Source organism: Nonomuraea glycinis (assembly GCF_014646515.1).
In the GTDB taxonomy this organism is placed as follows: domain Bacteria; phylum Actinomycetota; class Actinomycetes; order Streptosporangiales; family Streptosporangiaceae; genus Nonomuraea; species Nonomuraea glycinis.
On record NZ_BMNK01000023.1, the window covers coordinates 27661 to 49305 of the forward strand.

The following is a 21645-nucleotide window of genomic DNA, read 5'->3' on the forward strand; positions in this document are numbered from 1 at the left end:
ACCGCATGTCAACGAGTGACGGAGAATTGTTTCATCTTCGTATCTTTGTGCGGTGTAAATTTTCAGCGGCTCTCGTACACCTTGCCCTGATCCACCCGGAGCCGGCGGTCCACCCGCACCGCGTCGAGCATCCGGCGGTCGTGCGTGACGAGCAGCAAGGTGCCCGGATAGTTCGCCAGCGCCGACTCCAACTGCTCGATGGCGGGCAGGTCCAGATGGTTCGTCGGCTCGTCGAGCACCAGCAGATTGACGCCCCTGGCCTGCAGCAACGCCAGCGCGGCCCGGGTGCGCTCGCCGGGCGAGAGGGTGGCGGCCGAGCGCAGCACGTGCGCGGCCTTAAGGCCGAACTTGGCCAGCAGCGTCCGCGCCTCGGCCGGCGGCAGGTCGGGCACGTGCGGGGCGAACGCGTCGAGCAGCCCCTCCTCGCCCTCGAACAGCCGGCGGGCCTGGTCCACCTCACCCACCACCACGCCGGGGCCGAGCGCGGCGTGGCCCTCGTCGAGCGGCGTGCGCCCCAGCAGGGCGGCCAGCAGCGTCGTCTTGCCCGAGCCGTTTGCCCCGGTGATCGCCACCCGCTCCGCCCAGCCGATCTCCAGGTCGACCGGGCCGAGCGTGAACGAGCCCCGCCTGACCACCGCGCCGCGCGCCGTGGCCGTCACCGCGCCGGATCGGGGCGCGGCGGCGATCTCCATCCGCAGCTCCCACTCCTTGCGCGGCTCCTCGACCGTCTCCAGCCGCTCGATCATCTTCTCCGTCTGACGGGCCTTGGCCGCCTGCTTCTCCGTGGTCTCTACGCGGGCGTTGCGGCCGATCTTGTCGTTGTCGGGGGCCTTGCGCCGGGCGTTCTTGACACCCTTCTCCATCCACGCCCGCTGGGTCCTGGCCCGGGTCTCCAACTGGGCGCGGGTGCCGGCGTACTCTTCGTACTGCTCCCTGGCATGCCTCCTGGCCACCTCCCGCTCGTCCAGGTAGGCCTGGTAGCCGCCGCCGTACAGACTGATCTGCTGCTGCGCCAGGTCCAGCTCCAGCACCTTGGTGACGGTCCTGGCCAGGAACTCCCGGTCGTGGCTGACCAGCACGGTGCCGGCCCGCAGGCCCTTGACGAAGCCCTCCAGCCGCTCCAGCCCGTCGAGGTCCAGGTCGTTGGTGGGCTCGTCGAGCAGGAACAGGTCATAGCGGCTGAGCAGCAGCGAGGCCAGCCCGGCCCGCGCGGCCTGGCCGCCGGACAGCGAGGTCATCGGCTGCTCCAGGCTGACCGACAGCCCGATCGCGGCCGCCCGCTCCTCCAGGTCCGCGCCGCCCAGCGACAGCCATCGCTCCAGCGCCACGCTGTAGACGTCGTCGGCCCCCGGCGCCTCCTCGACCAGCCCCTGCGTGGCGGCGTCGAGGTCGAGCTGTGCCTGCGCCACGCCGGTGCGCCGGGCCAGGAACTCCGCCACCGTCTCACCCGGCCTGCGGTCGGGCTCCTGCGGCAGGTGGCCGACGGTGGCCGTGGGCGGGCTGAGCTGGATCGAGCCGTGCTCGGGCCGGTCGAGGCCGGCCAGCAGGCGCAGCAGCGTGGACTTGCCCGCGCCGTTGGCTCCGACGAGCCCGATGACGTCGCCGGGGCTCACCACCAGATCCAGTCCGGAGAACAGCACCCGCTCCCCGTGCCCGGCCGCGAGGTCCCGTACCACCATGGTCGCGCTCATGTTCGCCGATGCTACTAGGGTGAGCGAGATGTCCCGTTTGCCTGTTGCGCTGGCCGCCGTCCTCACCATCGCGGCCGGTCTCGGGATCCGGCTGCTCTGGGACGGCCCGTTCGCGAAGTACGCCGGCGACGCGCTCTACACGGTCCTGATCTACCTGCTGCTCGTGCTGGCCTGGCCGGCGATCCGCCCCTGGGTGGCGGCGCTGACCTCGGCCGGGCTGAGCTGGGCGATCGAGTTCGCCCAGCTCGGCGACATCCCCGCCGTCCTGCGCCCGCTGCTGGGCAGCACGTTCAACCCGCCCGACCTCTTCTGGTACGCCGTCGGCGCCGCCGCCTCGTGGGTCGCGCACACGATCTGGCAGGCCCGATCCCGCCGGTAGGGTGCTCGCATGCGCGAGCTGTGGAGGGCCGGATCGGTGCTGGCCGCCCTCACGGGCGTCACCTGCCTGATGGTGTCCATCCGCCATCCGTGGGCGTACTTCACCGTGCAGAGCAACATGGCCGCGGCGCTCTATTTCTCCTGGCGGCTGCTCGGGTGGCGGGACTCCGGGAGCCTCAAGGGCGCGGTCACGGTCGCCCTGCTCCTGACCGGGGTCACCCACGTCGTCTCCAAGGGCGGCGAGAACCCGCTGGCGCTGCTCGGCGGCTCCCCCGCCCAGCTCGGCAACCTGCTGCTGCACTACGTGACCCCGGTGATGGCGCTGGCCGACTGGGTCACCTGTGACCGCGAACACCGCGCCCCTTGGGCAGCCCCGCTGGCCTGGATCGCCTTCCCGCTCGCGTACGGGATCTTCGTTCTGCTCCGCGCCCCCTTCCTGCCGGAGGGCATGCCCAGACGGTACGTCTATCCGTACCTGAACGTGGACAGGATCGGCTGGGACGGCTTCGCGCTGATGGGCGGGGCGCTGCTGGTGACGTGCGCGGTGCTGGGCTATTTTCTGCTCGGGCTGCACCGGCTGGCAGGGGCGTACAGATCGGCACCTGGCGAAACTCGTCCGTAACTCCTTGCTCGCGCGGACGAAATGGTCTAGATGTAGACCAAAGAGCGTCCTCCACGCCCCCCAGGGAGTACGTCGTATGAGCACAACTGAAGAGGATTCCAGGCGGCTCGCCGAGCTCGGCTACAAGCAGGAATTAGCCAGGACCTGGAGCGGTTTCTCCAACTTCGCGATCTCCTTCTCCATCATCTCGATCCTCGCCGGCTGCTTCACCACCTTCGGACAGGCCTGGAACAACGGCGGCCCCATCGCCATCTCCTGGGGCTGGCCGCTGATCTCGGCGTTCATCCTGATCATCGGTTTCTGCATGTCGGAGCTGGTCTCCGCCTACCCGACCGCCGGCGGCATCTACTGGTGGGCCGCCAAGATGGGCAAGCCGATCCACGGCTGGTTCACCGGCTGGCTCAACCTCATCGGCCTCATCGCGGTCACCGCCTCCGTCGACTACGGCTGCGCGACCTTCCTCAACATCACCCTGTCCCGGCTGACCAGCGGGGCCTGGGAAGGCACGCTCTCCCAGGCGTTCCTGCTGTTCGTCATCGTGCTCGTCCTGCACGCGCTGATCAACATCTTCAGCCACCGGCTCATCTCACTGCTGCAGAACGTCTCGGTCTGGTGGCACGTGGCCGGTGCGGCGGTCATCGTCGGCATCCTGATCTTCGCCCCCACCGAGCACCAGTCGCTCGGCTTCGTCTTCACCGAGACCATCAACAACTCCGGCTTCGGCAACGGCGACGGCGGCCTGCCCTTCTGGCTGTACGTGCTGCCGCTCGGCTTCCTGCTCACCCAGTACACGATCACCGGCTTCGACGCCTGCGCGCACGTGTCGGAGGAGACCCAGGGCGCGTCCACGGCCGCCGCCCGGGGCCTGTGGCAGTCGATCTTCTACTCGGCGATCGGCGGCTGGATCCTGCTGCTGGCGTTCCTGTTCGCGGCCACCAACGTCGAGGAGATCAACAACCAGGGCGGCTTCGTCGGCGCCATCTTCACCACGGCGCTCTCCTCGCCGCTGGCCACCGCCATCTTCGCCATCTCCACGATCGGCCAGTTCTTCTGCGGCATGAGCTGCGTGACCTCCATGTCCCGGATGACGTACGCCTTCTCCCGCGACGGCGCGGTGCCCGGCTGGCGGCTGTGGTCCAAGGTGGACCGCAACCGCACCCCGGTCAACGCCATCCTCGCGGGCTGCGCGGTGGCCGCCCTGATCACCCTGCCCGCCCTCTACGCTCCCCCCGGCCTGGCCACCCCGATCGCCTTCTACGCCGTCGTCTCCATCGCGGTCATCGGCCTCTACCTGGCCTTCCTGATCCCCATCTGGCTCCGGCTACGGATGGGCGACCGCTTCGAGCCCGGCCCCTGGACGCTCGGCCCTCGCTACAAGGTGCTGGGCTGGATCGCCTGCATCGAGATCGCCATCGTCTGCGTCTACTTCGTCATGCCGTTCTCCCCCGCCGGCGTCCCCGGCAACGAGGACTTCGACTGGACCTTCGTCAACTACGCGCCGATCGCGGTCGGCGTCGTGCTCATCGGCATCACCCTGTGGTGGGTCCTGTCGGCCAGACACTGGTTCACCGGCCCCCGCCGCACCGTCGACGACGACTGACAGCCATCGGCGGGTACGGCTCCCCTGGCCGTACCCGCTCAGGTCAGGACGCCTCGAAGGAGGCTGCGACGGCGGTGCGGACCTCGTCCATCGAGGTGGTGCCCAGCTCGCGCTGGAGTGAGGTCATGTCCACGTCCGGCATGCCGCAGGCGACCGCCCAGTGCCAGGGCTCCAGCTCGCCGTCGACGTTGAGGGCGAAGCCGTGGCTGGTGACGCCGCGGCTCTGCCGCATGCCGATGGAGATGATCTTGCGGCCGGTCCCGGTCGTCCAGACGCCGGTGAGCAGTTCGGAGCCCGGCGGGGTGTCGCGGCGCTCGGCGGGCAGGCCGAGCTTGCCGAGCGCGGCCACCAGCCGGAGCTCCACCTCACGGACGTAGTCGACGATGCCCTGGTCCTCGCCCAGTTTGACGATGAGGTAGCCGACGAGCTGGCCGGGGCCGTGGTAGGTGAGCTGGCCACCACGGCCGGTCTCGATCACCGGGATGCCGCGCGACGGATCGGGCAGGTGCTCCATCGGCGTGCGGCGGCCCACCGTGTAGACCGACGGATGGCTGAGCAGCCAGAGCGTGTCCGGCCGCTCGTCGCGCTGGCGCTCGCCGACGAGGTCGGCCATGCGCTCCATCGCCTTGTCGTAGTCGACGAGCTCGTCCTGGATGAGTGTCAGCGGCCTTGCCCTCATGACTAAGAGGATAAACCGCTCAGTATTTCTGCGGCTCCTCGGGGACGAGGATCCACATGACGGCGTACACGACCCACATCGGACCGGGGAAGAGCGAGAGGATCAGCCAGAGGATGCGGACGAGGGTCGGCGGCATGCCCGTCTTGTCGGCGATCCCGCCGCAGACGCCGGCGAGCATCCTGTGCTTCCGTGAGCGGTACATATCGTTTCCTCCGTGTGGTTGCTGCCTTCTACCTGTCCAACGGACGACCTCACAGCCGGTATCCCGCTAGAAGCCCTGAGAAAACCCTGTAAGGGTCAGCCACTCACTCGCCCGCGCCAGATGTTCGCTGGTCAGCCCCCGTGCGGCCGGTACGTGAACGAGCAGGAAGTCCGTCAAACCCTGATGGGCCCTGAGATAGTCATCGTCCTCTTGGTAGACCTGGTCGTCGAACCACACGAACGGCCTGCGGCCCACGTGGTCGGCCACATAGCGGGTCTTGAACATCTCGCCGTGCTCGCTGCCCCGGTCCCGCCCCAGGGCGACCACCGGCAGGCTCGGCAGGCCGAGCCGGGGCGCGATCCACTCGTTGGCGTGCTCCTCCCAGGTGGTCGCCCAGACCAGCTCGGCCCCGGTGCGCAGGGCGAGCTCCATCAGCCGGGGCCCGTGCCGGGGGTTGAGGTGCACGGTGTAGGCGTGGCCGTCCACGGTGCACTGGTAGCGCCTGAAGTCCGGGGTGGGGTGGCCAGTGGGGTTGAGCACCCCGTCGACGTCCAGTAGCACCAGGGGTTTCACCGCACCGCTCCGACCCGGTGTTTGTGCGGGCTCACACCGCGCACGCGCTTGAAGGCGGCGCTCAGCGCGAACGGGCTGCCGTAGCCGACCTTCCTGGCGACCGAGCCTATCGTCTCGTCCGGTTCGCGCAGAAGGTCGGCGGCCAGGGCAAGTCGCCAGTCGGTCAGGAAGGCCATCGGCGGCTCCCCCACCAGCTCGGTGAACCGCCGGGCCAGCGACGCACGCGAGACCCCGACCTGGGCGGCGAGCGAGGCGACGGTCCACGGGTGGGCGGGGTTGTTGTGCATGAGCCGCATGGCCTTGCCCACGACGGGATCGCTGCGCGCCCGATACCAGGCGGGCGCCTCGTGGGTGGCGAACCACGAGCGCAGCGTCGAGATGAGCAGCAGGTCGAGCAGCCGGTCCAGCACCGCCTCCTGGCCCGGCTCGTCCTTGACCACCTCGGCGCCGAGCAGCTCGGCGGGCGTCCCGCCGGGCTGCACCAGCAGCGGCGGCAGCGCCCCCAGCAGCCGCTTGCTGATCTCCCCTTCCATCTGGTAGACGCCGGTGATCAGTATCGTGCCACCGTCGGGAGCGTTGCCCCAGGTGCGCACCCCCAGGCTCATCTCCTCATAGAGAGACCGCCCGTCCAGGGTGGTGCAGTGCTGGTCGGGGTGGATGATCACCTGCGGCGGGGTGGCGGGGTGATCCGCCACCTTGTACGGCTCCGGCCCGCGAATGATGGCCACCTCGCCGGGGCTCAGGGACACCTCGTCGCCGTTCTGCCGGACGATCCAGGCCGAGCCGCGCACCAGGGTCATCGCGGTGAGCGGGGCCTCGTCCTGGATGCTCAGCGACCAGGGCGGATCGAGGAGGATGCGGAGGAGGAACGCGCCACGGGCTCGCGGCCCGTCCAGTAACGCCGCCAAGTGGTCCATGCCTTTAGACGATCGCATATGCCTTTGCGCTTCTCAACCATGGATCGTCTCAGGGCAGCGGCCGCTTAATGGAGGCATGACCATCCTGGTAGTGGGCGCCACCGGCAAGACCGGCCGCCGCATCGTGGACAGACTGACCGCTCTCGGCCTGCCCGTCCGGGCCGGCTCTCGCTCGGGCACCCCGTCCTTCGACTGGAAGGACCGGGCCACCTGGGCGGCCGCACTCCGCGACGTACAGTCCGTCTATATCTCCTACTATCCCGACATCGTGGTCGACGGCGCGCTCGACGACATCCGGGCCTTCACCGAGCAGGCCGTGGCCGCGGGTGTCCGCCGGCTGGTCCTGCTCTCCGGCAGGAACGAGGCGCAGGCGCAGGCCGCCGAGCGGGTCGTGCGGGAGTCCGGCGTGGAGTGGACGGTCGTCACCTGCTCCTGGTTCATGCAGAACTTCACCGAGGGCTATCTCCTCGACCCGGTCCGGGAGGGGGTCATCGCGCTGCCGGCCCGGGACGTGGCCGAGCCGTTCGTCGACGTGGACGACATCGCCGACGTGGCGGTGGCCGCACTCACCGAGGACGGCCACACCGGCCGGATCTACGAGCTCACCGGCCCGAGGCTGCTGACGTTCGCCGAGGTGGCGGCCGAGCTGTCCGAAGCGACCGGCCGGGAGATCGTCTACGTTCCGCTCAGCATCGAGGAGTACGCCGCGGGGGCGGCCGAGCTCGGGCTGCCCGAGGCGGACATCGACATGCTGACCACGCTGTTCGCCGAGGTGCTCGACGGCCGCAACGCCTACGCGGCCGACGGCGTCCAGCGGGCCCTGGGCAGGCCGGCGCGGGACTTCGCCGACTACGCCCGGGCCAACGCCGCCGCGTGGTCGTAGCCCCCGGATGGCCACGATCCTCATGAGATGAATTTTCATGATCTAACGGGTGAACATCCCCTGACCTGCCCAGTGACGGCTCGCAGGCGGGTCACCAGGAGGCTCAGCTTCCGCTAGCCTCACCTCGTTCACTCCGCTGGTTCCTGGGAAGGTACGCACGTGATCGGCTGGATGGAAGCGGTGGTGCTGGGGCTGCTGCAGGGGCTCACGGAGTTCCTGCCGATCTCTTCAAGCGCCCACATCCGCGTGGTCTCGGCATTCCTCGGCTGGGAGGATCCGGGCGCCGCCTTCACCGCCGTCATCCAGCTCGGCACCGAGACGGCCGTCCTGATCTACTTCAGGCGGGAGATCTGGGAGATCGTCTCCACCTGGACCCGCTCCCTTTACACCCCCGCCCTGCGCTCCCTGCACGCCGCGCGGATGGGCTGGTACGTCATCGTCGGCAGCATTCCCATCGGGGTGCTCGGCTTGGTGCTGAAGGACCAGATCGAGTCACCCTTCCGGGACCTGCGCCTGGTGGGGACCACGCTGATCGTCTTCGGGCTCATCCTCTGGTTCGCCGACCACACCGCCCGCAACAAGCTCACGCTGGTCAAGCACCTGAGCCTGCCGCACGCCCTGGTGTACGGCTTCGCCCAGTCACTCGCCCTCATCCCGGGCGTCTCGCGCTCGGGCGGCACCATCACCGCCGGCCTGCTGCTGGACTACCGGCGCGAGGACGCGGCCAAGTACTCCTTCCTGCTGGCCATCCCGGCCGTGCTGGCCTCGGGGTTCCTGGAGCTCACCGAGATCGGCGGAAAAGCGGCGCCCGCCTGGGGACCGACGATCCTGGCCACGGTGATCTCCTTCGTCGTCGGCTACGCGGCGGTGGCGTGGTTCCTGCGCTACATCAGCAGTCACCGCTTCACCGGCTTCGTGATCTACCGCGTCCTTCTGGGGCTGTTCGTCATCCTGGCCGTGACCCTCGGCTGGATCCCCGCCCAGGCCTGACACCTCCGACCGGTAGGTGACCAGGGTGAACAGCACCGCCACCACGCCGATCCCGGTGGCGAGCACGATCACGCCCACCCGCCCCCACCCGCCGAAGGCCAGCCCGCCCATGAGGCCGGCGACCACGATCCCGGTGTACTGGGCGGAGGACAGCAGCCCGAGTCCGATGGGCACGTTGTCCGGCAGCACGGCGACGAGCCGGTACTGCTGCGCGGGCGCGACCAGCCAGCCCACCGCGCCCCAGAGGAACGCCCACACCAGCGCCACGGGCAGCGCGATGCCGACCAGCGGGATGATCGCCACGAACACGGTGGAGGCGACCAGCGCGAGCAGCACCATCCGGCGTGGCCCGTAGGCGTCGGTGAGCCGGCCGCCGACCTGGTTGCCGACGATGGCGCCCACTCCCCACGCCCACAACAGGGCCGCCAGCGGCAGATCGAACAGCGAGCCGATGTAGACGTACGCGGCGAACGCGGAGCCGAACATGAGCAACTGGGTCCCCAGCACCGCGAGCACCCGCCGGTCGCCCAGCGGCGCGAACCTCTCCGCCAGCCGGCCCGTGGTCGCGGCGACCCTGACCTCGGGCACCAGGGCCATGATCCCGGCGAAGCCGAGCGCGCCCAGCCCGGCCACCAGCCACATCGTGGCCCGCCAGCCGGACACGCCGCCCAGCCAGGTGCCGAGTGGCACGCCGAGGGCCGACGACACGCTCATCCCGCCCAGGACCAGCGCCAGCGCCCGTCCGCGACGCTCCGGGCCGACCAGGGCCGTGGCCACGCCCGAGGCGGTCGGGGTGAACATGGCCGCGCCCGCCGCGGAGATCACCCGGGCGGCCAGGACGAGCGGGTAGGTCGGCGCGAGCGCGGTCAGCACGTTGCCGAGCATGAAGACGCCCAGGGCGACGAGCAGCAGCCTCCTGCGCGACAGCTTGGCGGTCACGGCGGCGAGCACCGGCGACAGCAGGGCGTAGGCCAGGGCGAAGACGGTCATCAGCTGCCCGGCGGCCGCCGTGGAGACGTTCAGGTCGCTGGAGACGGGGGGCAGCAGCCCGGCGGTGACGAACATCCCGGTGCCGACGGCGAAGTTGCCCACCGCCAGTGGGTAGAGCCGGCGATTCACGGTTCCTCCGAAAGTTGGATGGGTATCAAACTGACGCATAGTTGGATGCTTGTCAAACAATGGATCCGGGTAGGGTTCGGGCATGCTTTTCCATCCGGCCACCGAGGACATCCAGCTCACGGAGGTCCTGCGGGCCCTGTCGGACCCCATACGCCTGGAGATCGTCGCCCTGCTGACCACGGCCGGAGAGCTGACCTGTGGCGACGCGAGTGTCCGGCTGAGCGTGCACAAGTCCACTGCCTCGCACCACTTCCGCATCCTGCGGGAGGCGGGCGTCGTCCGCACGACGCCGAGAGGGCGGCTCAAGCTCCTGAGCGTGCGCCACGACGACCTCGACGCCCGCTTCCCCGGCCTGCTCGGCTCCGTGGTCTCGGCTACACATGCCGCCTGACCGTTCTGACCGACCTGGCATGCCGCCTGACCAGCCTGGCGTGCCGCCGGACCGGCCTGGGGCGCTGCCTGGCGTGCTGCCGATCCGCCACGTTCTGCCCGAGTTGCTGGACGTGCTGAAGCGGGCGGGCAGCGCCGTGCTGACGGCCCCGCCCGGCACCGGCAAGACCACCGTCGTCCCGCTCGCGCTGGCGGAGACCGGCCTGCGCGTCCTGGTCGCCGAGCCGCGACGCCTCGCGGTGCGCGCCGCCGCCCGGCGCATGGGCGTCAGCTACACCATCCGCGGCGAGCGCCACGTCGGCGCGAACCCGATGGTCGAGGTCGTCACCACCGGCGTGCTCCTGCAGCGCCTTCAGCGGGACCAGGAGTTGCCGGGAGTGGACGTCGTCATGCTCGACGAGTGCCACGAACGCCACCTGGACGCCGACACGGCGCTCGCGTTCCTCCTGGACGTCCGCGACACCCTCCGCCCCGACCTGCGCCTCATCGCCACCTCCGCCACCGCCGACGCCGCCCCCTGGGCCCGCCTGCTCGGCCGCGACGCCCAGGACGCGCCGATCGTCCGGGCCACCGGCACCACCCATCCGGTCGAGATCGTGTGGGCCCCGCCACCGCGCCCCGTCGCCCCACCGCACGGCCTGCGCGTCGACCCCGCCCTGCTGTCGCACGTCGCCCACGTGGTACGGCGAGCGCTGGTAGAACGAGACGGCGACGTGCTCTGCTTCCTGCCGGGCGTGGCCGAGATCTCCAGGGTCGCCGCCATGCTCAACGGCGTCCCCAACCCCCGACCTGCTGCCGGCCCTCAGAACGCGCACGGCTCACCGGATGTCCACCGCCCTCAAGGTGGCCACGGCCCTCAGGACGTCCCGAGCGGCCAGGGCATCGAGGTGCTGCAGGTCCACGGGCAGGCCCCGGCTCGCGTCCAGGACGCCGTGCTGGCGCCGGGGGCGGTCCGCAGGGTGGTGCTGGCCACGTCGGTGGCCGAGTCGAGCCTGACCGTTCCTGGCGTACGCGTGGTGGTGGACGCGGGCCTGGCCAGGGAGCCGCGCACCGACCACGCGCGCGGCCTCGGCTCGCTGACCACCGTCAGGGTGTCCAGATCCTCCGCCGACCAGCGGGCCGGACGGGCCGGCCGCGAGGCCCCCGGCGCCGTCTACCGCTGCTGGACGGCCGCCGAGCACGAGCGACTGGCCGACCATCCCCGCCCGGAGATCGCGCTGGCCGACCTGACCGCCTTCGCCCTCCAGACGGCCTGCTGGGGCTCCCCGGACGCCACCGGCCTGGCCCTGCTCGACCCGCCCCCGCCTGCCGCCATGTCCGCGGCGCTCAGCACCCTCCAGACGCTCAACGCGTTCGACGCGGGCCGGGTGACCTCGCGCGGGCGCCGGATGGCCGTGGCAGGCGTCGAGCCCCGGCTGGCCAGAGCGCTGATCGACCTCGGCCCGCGCGCCGCCGAGGTGATCGCCCTGCTGTCGGAGCAACTGCCCCGCGAGATGGGCGACGACCTGGTGGAGGTCTGGCGCGCGGCCCGCCGCGGCGACGACGCCTTCACCGCCCGCTGGCGCAGGGAGGCCAGACGGCTGACGCGCTCCGGGGACGGCCCGCGTACGAGCACGAGACTCAGTGACGACGAGGTGGCCGGGGTCGCGGTCGCGCTCGCCTTCCCCGAGCGGGTGGCCCGGCGGCGGGGCGGCGGCTATTTGATGGCCTCCGGCACCGAGGCGCAGCTCAAGGAGAGCTCGAAGCTCGCCACCGCGCAGTGGCTGGCCGTCGCGGTCGCCGACCGGCCCACCGGCTCGGCCTCGGCGCGCATCCGCCAGGCGGTGGCCATCGACGAAGAAATCGCCCGGCAGGCACACCAGGTGACGACCGAGGAGGAGGTCGCCTGGAAGGTGCCACCCGGTGGCCGGCGCGGGGACGTGGCCGCCCGGGTGGTCGAGCGACTCGGCGCGATCGAGCTGTCCTCCACGCCGCTGCCCGGCGCCGACGTGCGGGAAGCCTTGCTGTACGGGCTGCGTACGGAGAACGTACTGACCTGGACGAAACAGGCGCAGGCGGTACGCGACCGGCTGGCGTTCTGTCATCGGGCCGTCGGGGCGCCGTGGCCGGACATGGACCGCCTCGCCGACCTGGCCGACCAGTGGCTGGAGCCGGAGCTGTCCAGGGCGCGCAGGCGGGCCGACCTGGAGCGCATCGACGTGGCGGCGGCGCTGCACCGGCTGGTGCCGTGGAGCCAGCGCCTGGACGCGGTGGCGCCGGAGCGGGTCGAGGTGCCGACCGGGTCCCGGGTGCGCCTGGACTATTCGGGCGAGCAGCCGGTGCTCGCGGTGAAGCTGCAGGAGCTGTTCGGCTGGGAGGACACACCGCGCATCGCGGGCGTCCCGCTGCTGATCCACCTGCTGTCCCCGGCCGGACGGCCGGTCGCGGTGACGGCGGATCTGGCGTCGTTCTGGCGGGAGGGCTACCGTGCGGTCCGGGCGGAGCTGCGCGGCCGCTACCCCAGACACCCCTGGCCCGAAGACCCACTCACCGCGACCCCGACCCGCCGGGCGAAACGAAAGACCTGATGCTTCGCACAACGCCGGGCGATGCCACAGGCCACCTTGCACAACGCCGGGCGATGCCGCAGACCGCCCCGCACAACGCCGGTTGAAACGGAGGACACGATGTCCCAGGCGGCCCTGAACAACGCCGAGTGGTGTGACGCCATGTGCCGCGCCCACGGCCTCCCCGGCCTGTTCACCCTCCGAGCCTGGACGAACCCGGCCAGAACCCCGCCGTTATATCCGGACGCCGTCACCCTGTCCCCCGACGCCACGCCTGACGACGTCCTGTCCGCGATCGACACCGGCCCCGGCGCGTCGGTCAAGGACAGCTTCGCCACGCTGGATCTGCGGCCCGCGGGCTTCGAGGTGCTGATCGAGGCCACCTGGCTCCACCGCCCCGCCGGACCCGCGGCGGCGGGCGGCGATGTCACCTGGCAGGTCGTGACGGACGTGGAGACGCTGCGCGCCTGGGAGCTCGCCTGCTTCGAGGGCGACCCGCAGGGCCTGTTCACGGCGCCGCTGCTCGCCGAGCAGGGAATCGCCATCCTGGCCGGTGTCCTGAGCGGCGATGTACGCGACGTGGCCGACTTCGGCACAGCCAGGACGGACAACTTGGGCGGCATCGTCTGTGGCTCCGTGCTCAACGCCACCCGCGCCGGCGACACGGTCGGCGTATCGAACGTCTTCGCCCGCCCAGGCCACCTGGACACCGCCTGGGCGGGCACGATCACGCAGGCCGCAGCCCTCTTCCCCGGCCGCCCGCTGGTCGGCTACGAGTCCGACCCGGCCCCGGCCGCCGAGCACGGCTTCACCCCGGCGGGCCCGCTGCGCATCTGGCTGAAGCCCCGCTGACGACCGCACGCGGTCAACGCGGGAGTCAGCCGCCTGCGCTCGCCGCCGTGGCCGTTTCGACGCTCTTGCGCAATGCGGTCGCGACCGGCTCGATGGGCGTGGACATCTGCTGGATCCGGTCCCCCGAAAGGACCGGATCTCCGACCTGGGCCTTTCGTTTCCCGAACGGGTCGCGCGGGCTCAATGTTCACCCGACGTTGTCGTCGACCTTGAAGTTGTAATTGACCTGCTTGCCGTTGACCGAGGCGGCAGTGACGGTGACACCGAGGGTGTCGCTGCCGGCAATGAGCTCGCAGCGGATCGTGGCGCCGACCCGGGCCGGGAGGTGCTCAGGACAGGTGACCCTGTCGGGACGCTTGCCGGCGTCCGCGGTGAGCTTGTCGGAGATCGTCTGCGCGACTCGGGCCTTGTGGACGGCCCCGCCCTCGCTGACGCCCGTGTTCTCGGGCTCTGCGGGGTCGTCACCGACTGGCTTCTCCTCGGCCGGCTTCTCCTCGGCCGTCGGCTGCTTCTCGGCCGGGCCCTCCTCGACGGCGGCTGCTTCCTCGCTGGCCGTCGCCTCATTCTTCTTGTCCACGTTGCCAAGACTGAAGGAGCATCCGGTGGCGAGAAGCACCGTCAGTGCGCCCAGCGCCGTCGCGGCCGCGATCCTCTTGTTACGCCCCTTATACCACATGATGTCCCCCAATTTGTGAGTGATGAGAAAAGAGCAGGATGCGCAATCGACTGAATCGGTTCCGCGCATAAGCGGTGCGAAGGCTCAACGATCAAGCACTACAGCTGCTGGGGCTGGGGCGTTGGAGTTGCGTCGGACGACTTCAAGATCGATACCGCAGGTGGCTGCGTGCTCGACGGCTTTGTTCTTGTAGCCGTTGTCGGCCCAGACACTGTGATGACGCTCGGCCACGGCCGCCACGCACCTCTCCCCTCCCTGGCTTCGTCCAAGGACCTTAGGGCTATCGTGGGCTTCGGACTTTGTCATTCATGCTGGAAACTTTGTCAGTGGTGCACGGCTTCAGGCGCTGTATCAGGCGAGAGCCCTGCGGGTGCCTGTCGAAGCAGTCGTACAGCGAGCGGCGATCCCGACAAACTGATGTCGCGAACCGGCCGTGTCGAGGGGGTCTTGTGGGGGAACGGGCCGAGGTCCTACCAGGCCTGCTCTGTGACCGACGCGGACGAAGGTCCGCCTCATGAGCCCGGTCCTGGACACCGCGTTCATACCGCCGCAGGACCGGGAGGAAGTGGTCCGGAACGCGGTTTGGGAATCCATGGTGGCAGTCGACATCGACCACGGTCCGCCGGCTGAGGACATCGCCGTTCGCATCGGACTCGGCGCCGTCGGGCCCCTCAAGGTCTGTTCGGCGCGGGCGACCGCGGTCACGATCCGTCGGACGGAGCGGCTCGCCCGGGAAGATGATGAGCCGGCCGTCACCCTGGGTGTTCAGATGACGGGCAGCAGCATGGTGGTGCAGAACGGTCGCGAGTGCCTGCTGGGGCCGGGAGACTGCGCCGTCTTCGAGTCGATCGCTCCCTACACCCTCCTCTTCGACGAGCAAGTCGACCACCGCTTCATCCGTTTCCCCCGCGCGGCACTCGCGCTCCCCGACCGGTTACTGCGAGACATCACCGCGGTCCCCCTGGGATCCGACAACCCCATCGCGCGTCTCGCCTTCACCTACTTCTCCCAACTGACCGCCACCGACGAATTGCACCAGGGTGTGCACGCTGACGCCGCCGTGCAACCCAGCGTCGAACTCCTCCGTGCCGTCCTGACGTCCCAGCACGACAACTCCGGCCTGGCCAGGGCGCCATTGGAGGCGACGCTCAGCCTGCGGGTCACTCAATACATCCGTGAGCATCTGGCTGATCGGGATCTGTCGGCGGCGCGGATAGCCGCCGCGCACGACATCTCCGTACGCCATCTCTACGCTGTGCTGTCCCGCTCGGGAATCAGCCTCGGAGACTGGATCCGTACGCGCCGTCTGGCCGAATGCAGGCGGGAGCTGGCCGGCCAGAACGGGCGGCTGCGGACCATCGCGGCGATAGGGCGGAGTTGGGGCTTCGCGGACGCGACCCACTTCAGCAAGATGTTCAAACAGACGTACGGAATCTCACCGCGGGCCTGGCGCGAACAGAACCACCCCCGCGCCTCCGCGTGATGGTCTCCGCGCGCGTTCACCGTCCGCCAAGCCTGTCCACGTCGGCGGGCACGACACTCGTCAGCCGCTTGAGCTCGCCGCCTTGGCCGCCTCGACGCTCTTGCGCAATGCGGTCGCGACCGGCTCGACGGGCGCGGACAGTTGCTGGATCCGGTCCCGGAGCTGACGCGTCTCCCGCCAGGAGGGCACCACCGTCTTGAGCCCGGCAGCCGTGGCCAGCGCCGCCATGACGCGGACGTCCTCGTCCAGGTGCCCGACCGGCTGGCCGCCGCGGATGGCCCGGCCGACGCGCTCGGCCAGCCTGCGCGACAGGTACGCCTTGCGTGGCGTGATCCGTTCGACCGGGAACAGCAGGATGCGGCGCCGCTCCACGCTGATCAGCCGGGCGGCCGCCAGCTCGTCGCGTACCACGTGGACCGCCTTGCCGTGGTCCTTCTGCACCCACCGCCGCCACGAGCGGGGCGGCGAGCTCGAGATCTGCTCCCAGACCACGGCCGGCAGGGAACCCGGCTCGGCGGCCGGGGCGGTGCGAGCTCGCGCCTTGCCCGACTCGTCCACCAGGTTGCCCGCCAGCAGCAGCTCGGTGAGGGCTGCCGCGCGCAGCAGATAGCCCAGCACGTCCCGCTGGGTCAGCTTTTCCTTCCGCAGGTCGAAGGCCAGTAGGAAGGTTGATCGGGTCAGTGACTCACCCTGCTTCACTTGCGTCTCCATCCGCCCGCTCCTCTTCTCCGTGATCCGCGTCGTCCGTTGTGCCGTCCTCTGGTGCCTTCTTCGGCCGTCCGCGTGGGCGCATCCGCCCCACCCCATCAGGCAGGCGTCCGGCCTCGGACAGGGCCCTGCGCAGCAGGAACTCGATCTGAGAGTTCGTGCTGCGCAGCTCGTCGGCCGCCCACCTGGTCAGCGCGTCATGCACCACCGGGTCAAGGCGCAGCAGGATCTTCTTCCGCTCCACGGTGACTAGTGGTAGAGCGTGCCCGTGTTGACCACGGGCTGGGTGTCGCGGTCACCCACCAGCACCACGAGCAGGTTGCTCACCATGGCCGCCTTGCGCTCCTCGTCCAGCTCGACCACGTCGTGCTCGGCGAGCCGGGCCAGGGCCATCTCCACCATGCCGACCGCGCCCTCGACGATCCGCTGCCGGGCCGCGACCACCGCGCCCGCCTGCTGGCGGCGCAGCATGGCGTGGGCGATCTCGGGCGCGTACGCCAGGTGGATGATGCGGGACTCGATGACCTTCACCCCGGCGGACGACACCCTGGCCGCGATCTCCGTGGACAGCCGCTCGTTGATCTCGTCGGCGTTGTCCCGCAGGGACAGCCTCGGGTCGCCGTGCGCGTCGTACGGATAGCTGCCCGCGATGTGCCGCACGGCCGTTTCCGCCTGGATGGCCACGAACTCCAGGAAGTCGTCCACCTCGAAGACCGCCTGCGCGGTGTCCTCCACCTGCCAGACCACCACGGTCGCGATCTGGATCGGATTGCCGTCCGCGTCGTTGACCTTCGTCACGCCCGTCTCGTGGTTGCGGATCCGCGTGGACACCCGCCGGCGTGCCGTGATCGGGTTGACCCAGTGGAAGCCGGGGGTGCGCAGGGTGCCGACGTACCGGCCGAGCAGCTGCACCACCCTGGCCTCGCCCGGCGCCACCGCGGTGAGGCCGAAGTAGGTGAAGAACCCGAGCACGATCGTCAGGATGCTCACGATGAGCACCCACAGGCCGCCCTACCCGGCCCCCGAGGCGAGCATGGCGATTCCCACGACGAGCAGCGCGATCCCGCCCAGGGTCAGCGCCGTCGCCACCCCCAGCATCACGAACCCGTTGGCCGCCCGCACGGGGTGCTCGCTCGTGCGCGGTGCGGGCATGTCCACGACGGCGGCCTCAAGTGTGGCCCCGCCCGATGTGTCCACCATCGTCCGTCCCTTCTCTGTGACTTCACCGTACTATCAAAGTGATATCACTTTTTCGCGGACTGTGGAAGACCGATTCTCAGCGGGGCGGCTCGCCCTGAAAGGGAGCAGAAGACGGGCAAGGATCCTCGCAACCAGGAGGAGAAACCTGCACACTCTAGGCATGTTGTGGGCAGGCAAGTCCGCCACGGAGATCGCGGCGGCCGTACGACAGGGCAAGGTCACGGCCACGGCGGTCATCGAGGAGCACCTGCGGGTGATCGCCGAACGTGACCCGCGCGTGGGCGCCTTCCGCCTGGTCAGGCGGGAGGCGCTGGAGGAGGCGCGGGCCGTGCAGCGACGCCGTGACCTGGCGGATCTGCCGCTGGCCGGGGTGCCCGTCGCGGTCAAGGACAACGTGGAGGTCGCCGGGGAGGCCACCCGGATCGGCTCCGCCGTCACCGGCGACGCCCCCGCCGCCGAGGACCACGCCACGGTCGCCCGCCTGCGCGCGGCGGGCGCGGTGGTGATCGGGCTGACGAACCTGCCCGAGCTCGGCCTGGTGGCCTTCGGCGACAGCGCGTACGGCACCGTACGCAATCCCTGGGACAGAAGCCGTACGGCGGGCGGCTCGTCCTCGGGCAGCGCCGCGGCGGTCGCGGCCGGGATGGTGCCGATCGCGCTCGGCAACGACGGCATGGGCTCGCTCAGGATCCCGGCGGCGTGCTGCGGGGTGCTCGCCGTCAAACCGGGCACCGGCCTGGTCCCGCCCCCGTCGGACGCCTGGCAGGGCCTGTCGGAGAACGGCCCGATCGCCACCGTCGCCGCGGATCTGTCGCTGATGCTGTCCGTGCTGGCCGCGGACCCGTCGCTGGCCGAGGCGTGGCGGGGCGGCTGCCGGCTGGAGCCCCGGCGGCCGATGCTCCGCTCGGTCTGGGCGGACGACGACGAGGTCTGGGAGCCGCCGCCGCCACAGGACAGCCCCGAGCCGTTCGACCTGCGCATCGCCTACACCCCGCAGCCCCTGCCCACCGGCCTGCCGATGGACAAGGAGTTTCAGGCGGCGGTACGCGGGGCGGCCGAGACGCTCCGCGTCGCCGGGCACACCATCGTCGAGCGTGACACGCGCCTGCCCACCTGGCTCGGCCCCGCGACGATCGCCACCTGGCTCACCCGGGCCGGCGAGGCGGCGGACGGCCTGGACCGGTGGCGGCTGGAACGCCGCAGCCGCGCGCTGGCCCGTGGTGGGCGGGTGCTCACCCGGCTCGGCCTGGACGGCGTGCGGGGCCGGGACCGGTGGAGCGGCTACGGCGCCGACCAGTGGTTCGGCGACGCCGACGTGCTCATCACCCCGGCGCTGGCGGCGATCCCGCCCAGGGCCGAAGGCTGGGGCGAGCGCGGCCTGCTCCGCACGGTGCTGGGCAACGTCCGCTACGCCCCGGTGACCGGCCCGTGGAACATGTGCGGCTGGCCCGCCATGACGGTCCCGATCGCCACCCACTCCAGCGGCCTGCCCATCGGCGTGCAGCTCATCGCCCCGCCGGGCGGCGAACCCCACCTGCTCGGCCTCGCCGCCCAACTGCAGACGGCCCACCCACCGATCCGCCCCCCGGGCTTCTCCGTCTAGACGCGGCTAGACGCCGAGCGGGTGCCAGACGGTCTTGGTCTCCAGGAAGCGGGTCATTCGCTTCAGGCCGGGGTCGGCCGCCCAGTCGTCCGTCGAGGCGGGCAGCACCCGCTTGAGGTTGACGGCCGCCTCCTGCTCGCAGCGCAGCGCCAGGTCGGCGTCCGCCACGCCTGTCAGGTCCAGGCCGTTGACGTCCATGTGGGCCGCCAGCCAGGGCGCCAGCTCCGCCTGGTGACCGGTGAGGATGTTGACGACGCCGCCCGGCAGGTCGGAGGTGGCCAGCACCTCGGCCAGCGTGATCGACGGCAGCGGGGTCCGCTCCGCGGCCACCACCACGCACGTGTTGCCGGTGACGATCACCGGCGCGACGACCGAGATCAGCCCCAGCAGCGGATCGGCGGGCGCCACGACCGCGACCACCCCGGTGGGCTCCGGCGAGGACAGGTTGAAGTACGGGCCCGCGACGGGATTGGCGGTGCCGTGCACCGAGGCGATCTTGTCGGACCAGCCCGCGTACCAGACGAGCCGGTCGATCGTCGCGTCCACCGCCTCCAGCGCGGCCTTCTTCCCCGTGCCGAGCTCCTCGGCGAACTGCCCGCGGCGGCCCTCCAGCATCTCCGCGATCCGGTAGAGGATCTGGCCGCGGTTGTAGGCGGTGGCGCCCGACCAGCCAGGGAAGGCCTTGCGCGCGGCCGTCACCGCGTCCCTGGCGTCCTTGCGCGACGCCCTGGACGCGTTGGCGAGGAAGTCACCCTTGGGCGAGGTCACGGTGTAGGACCTCCCGCTCTCGGAGCGCGGGAACTTCCCGCCGATGAACAGCTTGTAGGTCTTGCGAACGGACAACCTACTCATCGCCGCGCCCCCTCCACATGATCTCCTGAGTCGTCTGGACCGGCACGAACACCTGGCCGCACCGGCTCACGCCGCAGCGGTGGGCGTACCAGCCGGTGCGTACGGGGCGTCCGGCGCGGGCGAAGGCGTGGCCGCGGGTGGCCTGCGTGCGGCGGGCCCGGCGACGGCCGTGGTCACACGTCAAGGTAGGCCTCCAGTCCGAGCAGTCCGCCCTCGCGCCCGTAGCCGGACTCCTTGTAGCCGCCGAAGGGCGAGGCCGGGTCGAACCGGTTGAAGGTGTTGGCCCAGATCACTCCCGCCCTGAGCTGGTCGGCCATCCACAGGATGCGCGAGCCCTTCTCGGTCCAGATGCCCGCCGAGAGGCCGTACGGCGTGTTGTTCGCCTTCTCGACGGCCTCGGCCGGGGTGCGGAAGGTCAGGACCGACAGCACCGGCCCGAAGATCTCCTCGCGGGCGATGCGGTGCGACTGGGCCACGCCGGTGAAGATCGTGGGCGGGAACCAGTAGCCCCTGTCGGGCAGCTCGCAGGCGGGTGACCAGCGCTCGGCCCCCTCCGACTCGCCGAGGTCCGACAGCTGCCGGATCTTGGCGAGCTGCTCGGCGGAGTTGATGGCGCCGATGTCGGTGTTCTTGTCGAGCGGGTCGCCCAGCCGCAGCGTCCCCAGCCTGCGCTTGAGCGCCGACAGCAGCTCGTCCTGGATCGACTCCTGCACCAGCAGCCGCGAGCCCGCGCAGCAGACGTGCCCCTGGTTGAAGAAGATGCCGTTGACGATGCCCTCGACGGCCTGGTCCAGGGCGGCGTCCTCGAACACGATGTTCGCGGCCTTGCCGCCCAGCTCCAGCGTGAGCTTCTTGCCGGTGCCCGCGACGGTGCGCGCGATGACCCGGCCGACCTCGGTCGAGCCGGTGAAGGCCACCTTGTTCACGTCGGGGTGCGCGACCACGGCCGCGCCGGTCTCGCCCGCCCCGGTGACGATGTTGACCACCCCGGGCGGCAGCTCGGCCTGCCGGCAGATCTCCGCGAACAGCAGCGCGGTCAGCGGCGTCGTCTCGGCCGGCTTGAGCACCACCGTGTTGCCGCAGGCCAGCGCCGGCGCGATCTTCCACGCCAGCATGAGCAGCGGGAAGTTCCACGGAATGACCTGCCCGGCGACGCCGAGCGGCCGAGGATCGGCCCCGAACCCGGCGTACCCCAGCTTGTCGGCCCAGCCCGCGTAGTAGAAGAAGTGCGCCGCGACCAGCGGCACGTCCACGTCACGCGACTCACGGATCGGCTTGCCGTTGTCGAGCGACTCCAGCACGGCCAGCTCCCTGGCCCGCTCCTGGATGATCCGGGCGACGCGGAACAGATACTTGGCCCGCTCGGCCCCCGGCAGCCCGCTCCAGCCGTCAAAGGCCTTACGAGCAGCTTGTACGGCGCGGTCGACGTCATCGGAAGAGGCGGTGGCCACCTCCGCGAGCGTCTCCTCGGTCGCCGGGTTGACGGTCTTGAAGGACGGCCCTGAGCCGTCCACGAACTCTCCGTTGATGAACAACCCGTAGGACGGCTTGAGATCGACGATGTCGCGCGACTCTGGCGCGGGTGCGTACTCGAACATCGCCATCAGCCCAGAGTGAAGTATTGGGACATCACGCCTGCCAGCGTAGACGGTCATGCCGAGTGCTCAGCGGGTCCGGCGCG

Annotated in this window: 23 protein-coding genes and 1 pseudogene; 10 read left to right on the plus strand and 14 right to left on the minus strand. The window is 70.6% G+C overall.

From position 1 onward, the window contains the following. Positions 1 to 62: 62 nt before the first annotated feature. Complete coding sequence (locus IEY87_RS41205) at positions 63 to 1691, minus strand: ABC-F family ATP-binding cassette domain-containing protein (RefSeq protein ID WP_189144322.1); 1629 nt, start codon at positions 1689 to 1691, stop codon at positions 63 to 65. A 28-nt stretch (positions 1692 to 1719) separates the two neighbouring features. Here IEY87_RS41205 and IEY87_RS41210 point away from each other — a divergent pair, with 28 nt between their 5' ends. From IEY87_RS41210 to IEY87_RS41220, 3 genes are all read left to right on the plus strand, one after another. After that, complete coding sequence (locus tag IEY87_RS41210; protein ID WP_225278172.1) at positions 1720 to 2070, plus strand: ribosomal maturation YjgA family protein; 351 nt, start codon at positions 1720 to 1722, stop codon at positions 2068 to 2070. A 9-nt stretch (positions 2071 to 2079) separates the two neighbouring features. After that, entirely contained in the window at positions 2080 to 2691 is a 612-nt protein-coding gene (locus tag IEY87_RS41215; protein WP_189144324.1) for a Pr6Pr family membrane protein, read from the plus strand. Positions 2692 to 2767: 76 nt separating this feature from the next. Further along, positions 2768 to 4291 carry an amino acid permease gene (locus IEY87_RS41220; RefSeq protein WP_189144325.1) on the plus strand — a complete coding sequence of 508 codons (1524 nt, stop codon included), beginning with the start codon at positions 2768 to 2770 and terminating at the stop codon, positions 4289 to 4291. 43 nt (positions 4292 to 4334) lie between these two features. Here IEY87_RS41220 and lipB read toward each other — a convergent pair whose 3' ends face one another. The 4 genes from lipB to IEY87_RS41240 form a co-directional block, all read right to left on the minus strand. Continuing rightward, positions 4335 to 4970 (minus strand): lipoyl(octanoyl) transferase LipB, encoded by a 636-nt coding sequence (gene lipB, locus IEY87_RS41225; RefSeq protein WP_189144326.1) that lies wholly within the window; start codon positions 4968 to 4970, stop codon positions 4335 to 4337. A gap of 19 nt (positions 4971 to 4989) precedes the next feature. Next, the gene (locus tag IEY87_RS41230; protein WP_189144327.1) at positions 4990 to 5172 is read right to left on the minus strand and encodes a PspC domain-containing protein; all 183 of its coding nucleotides are present in this window, start codon (positions 5170 to 5172) and stop codon (positions 4990 to 4992) included. A gap of 66 nt (positions 5173 to 5238) precedes the next feature. Further along, the gene (locus IEY87_RS41235) at positions 5239 to 5745 is read right to left on the minus strand and encodes an HAD domain-containing protein (RefSeq protein ID WP_189144328.1); all 507 of its coding nucleotides are present in this window, start codon (positions 5743 to 5745) and stop codon (positions 5239 to 5241) included. Then, a complete protein-coding gene (locus IEY87_RS41240; RefSeq protein ID WP_189144329.1) occupies positions 5742 to 6662 on the minus strand; it encodes an AraC family transcriptional regulator in 921 nt (306 codons plus the stop codon). Before IEY87_RS41240 ends, IEY87_RS41235 begins: the two co-directional genes overlap by 4 nt. A gap of 76 nt (positions 6663 to 6738) precedes the next feature. On the opposite strand from IEY87_RS41240, the gene IEY87_RS41245 reads away from it, so the two are divergent. Together IEY87_RS41245 and IEY87_RS41250 are read left to right on the plus strand one after the other, a co-directional pair. Further along, the gene (locus IEY87_RS41245) at positions 6739 to 7545 is read left to right on the plus strand and encodes an NmrA family NAD(P)-binding protein (protein ID WP_189144330.1); all 807 of its coding nucleotides are present in this window, start codon (positions 6739 to 6741) and stop codon (positions 7543 to 7545) included. A 159-nt stretch (positions 7546 to 7704) separates the two neighbouring features. Next, entirely contained in the window at positions 7705 to 8535 is an 831-nt protein-coding gene (locus IEY87_RS41250) for an undecaprenyl-diphosphate phosphatase (RefSeq protein ID WP_225278171.1), read from the plus strand. Between the two features lie 396 nt (positions 8536 to 8931). Here IEY87_RS41250 and IEY87_RS46400 read toward each other — a convergent pair. Further along, a pseudogene (locus tag IEY87_RS46400) lies at positions 8932 to 9804 on the minus strand (MFS transporter); the annotation flags it as partial. On the opposite strand from IEY87_RS46400, the gene IEY87_RS41255 reads away from it, so the two are divergent. The 3 genes from IEY87_RS41255 to IEY87_RS41265 all read left to right on the plus strand — a co-directional run bounded on the left by IEY87_RS41255 (position 9737) and on the right by IEY87_RS41265 (position 13442). Beyond that, on the plus strand, positions 9737 to 10045 hold the full coding sequence (locus IEY87_RS41255) for an ArsR/SmtB family transcription factor (protein ID WP_189144331.1): 309 nt from the start codon (positions 9737 to 9739) through the stop codon (positions 10043 to 10045). The pseudogene IEY87_RS46400 and the gene IEY87_RS41255 overlap by 68 nt on opposite strands. A 19-nt stretch (positions 10046 to 10064) precedes the next feature. Continuing rightward, positions 10065 to 12611 (plus strand): ATP-dependent RNA helicase, encoded by a 2547-nt coding sequence (locus tag IEY87_RS41260; protein WP_189144332.1) that lies wholly within the window; start codon positions 10065 to 10067, stop codon positions 12609 to 12611. A 99-nt stretch (positions 12612 to 12710) separates the two neighbouring features. Next, positions 12711 to 13442, plus strand: coding sequence for a hypothetical protein (locus IEY87_RS41265; RefSeq protein ID WP_189144333.1), 732 nt, complete (start codon positions 12711 to 12713; stop codon positions 13440 to 13442). A gap of 187 nt (positions 13443 to 13629) precedes the next feature. On the opposite strand, the gene IEY87_RS41270 is transcribed toward IEY87_RS41265, so the two are convergent. After that, positions 13630 to 14019, minus strand: a complete 390-nt coding sequence (locus IEY87_RS41270) for a DUF4333 domain-containing protein (protein ID WP_225278170.1) — start codon at positions 14017 to 14019, stop codon at positions 13630 to 13632. Between the two features lie 613 nt (positions 14020 to 14632). Between IEY87_RS41270 and IEY87_RS41275 the strand changes: the two genes are divergently transcribed. After that, entirely contained in the window at positions 14633 to 15601 is a 969-nt protein-coding gene (locus tag IEY87_RS41275) for an AraC-like ligand-binding domain-containing protein (protein WP_189144334.1), read from the plus strand. Positions 15602 to 15661: 60 nt separating this feature from the next. On the opposite strand, the gene IEY87_RS41280 is transcribed toward IEY87_RS41275, so the two are convergent. From IEY87_RS41280 to IEY87_RS46405, 4 genes are read right to left on the minus strand one after another with little or no spacing between them, the layout of a single operon-like run. Next, positions 15662 to 16312 (minus strand): GOLPH3/VPS74 family protein, encoded by a 651-nt coding sequence (locus IEY87_RS41280; RefSeq protein WP_189144335.1) that lies wholly within the window; start codon positions 16310 to 16312, stop codon positions 15662 to 15664. After that, a complete protein-coding gene (locus tag IEY87_RS41285; RefSeq protein WP_189144336.1) occupies positions 16287 to 16553 on the minus strand; it encodes a type II toxin-antitoxin system antitoxin in 267 nt (88 codons plus the stop codon). The genes IEY87_RS41280 and IEY87_RS41285 overlap by 26 nt, the downstream gene beginning before the upstream one ends. A 5-nt stretch (positions 16554 to 16558) precedes the next feature. Further along, complete coding sequence (locus tag IEY87_RS41290; RefSeq protein ID WP_372462294.1) at positions 16559 to 17299, minus strand: SPFH domain-containing protein; 741 nt, start codon at positions 17297 to 17299, stop codon at positions 16559 to 16561. 21 nt (positions 17300 to 17320) lie between these two features. Then, positions 17321 to 17509 (minus strand): hypothetical protein, encoded by a 189-nt coding sequence (locus IEY87_RS46405; protein WP_225278169.1) that lies wholly within the window; start codon positions 17507 to 17509, stop codon positions 17321 to 17323. Between the two features lie 160 nt (positions 17510 to 17669). On the opposite strand from IEY87_RS46405, the gene IEY87_RS41295 reads away from it, so the two are divergent. After that, the gene (locus IEY87_RS41295) at positions 17670 to 19112 is read left to right on the plus strand and encodes an amidase (RefSeq protein WP_189144337.1); all 1443 of its coding nucleotides are present in this window, start codon (positions 17670 to 17672) and stop codon (positions 19110 to 19112) included. A gap of 6 nt (positions 19113 to 19118) precedes the next feature. Here IEY87_RS41295 and IEY87_RS41300 read toward each other — a convergent pair whose 3' ends face one another. From IEY87_RS41300 to IEY87_RS41310, 3 genes are read right to left on the minus strand one after another with little or no spacing between them, the layout of a single operon-like run. After that, a complete protein-coding gene (locus tag IEY87_RS41300; protein WP_189144338.1) occupies positions 19119 to 19964 on the minus strand; it encodes an aldehyde dehydrogenase family protein in 846 nt (281 codons plus the stop codon). Continuing rightward, positions 19957 to 20148, minus strand: coding sequence for a hypothetical protein (locus IEY87_RS41305; RefSeq protein ID WP_189144339.1), 192 nt, complete (start codon positions 20146 to 20148; stop codon positions 19957 to 19959). The genes IEY87_RS41300 and IEY87_RS41305 overlap by 8 nt, the downstream gene beginning before the upstream one ends. After that, positions 20138 to 21562, minus strand: coding sequence for an aldehyde dehydrogenase family protein (locus tag IEY87_RS41310; protein ID WP_189144442.1), 1425 nt, complete (start codon positions 21560 to 21562; stop codon positions 20138 to 20140). Before IEY87_RS41310 ends, IEY87_RS41305 begins: the two co-directional genes overlap by 11 nt. Positions 21563 to 21645 lie beyond the last annotated feature (83 nt).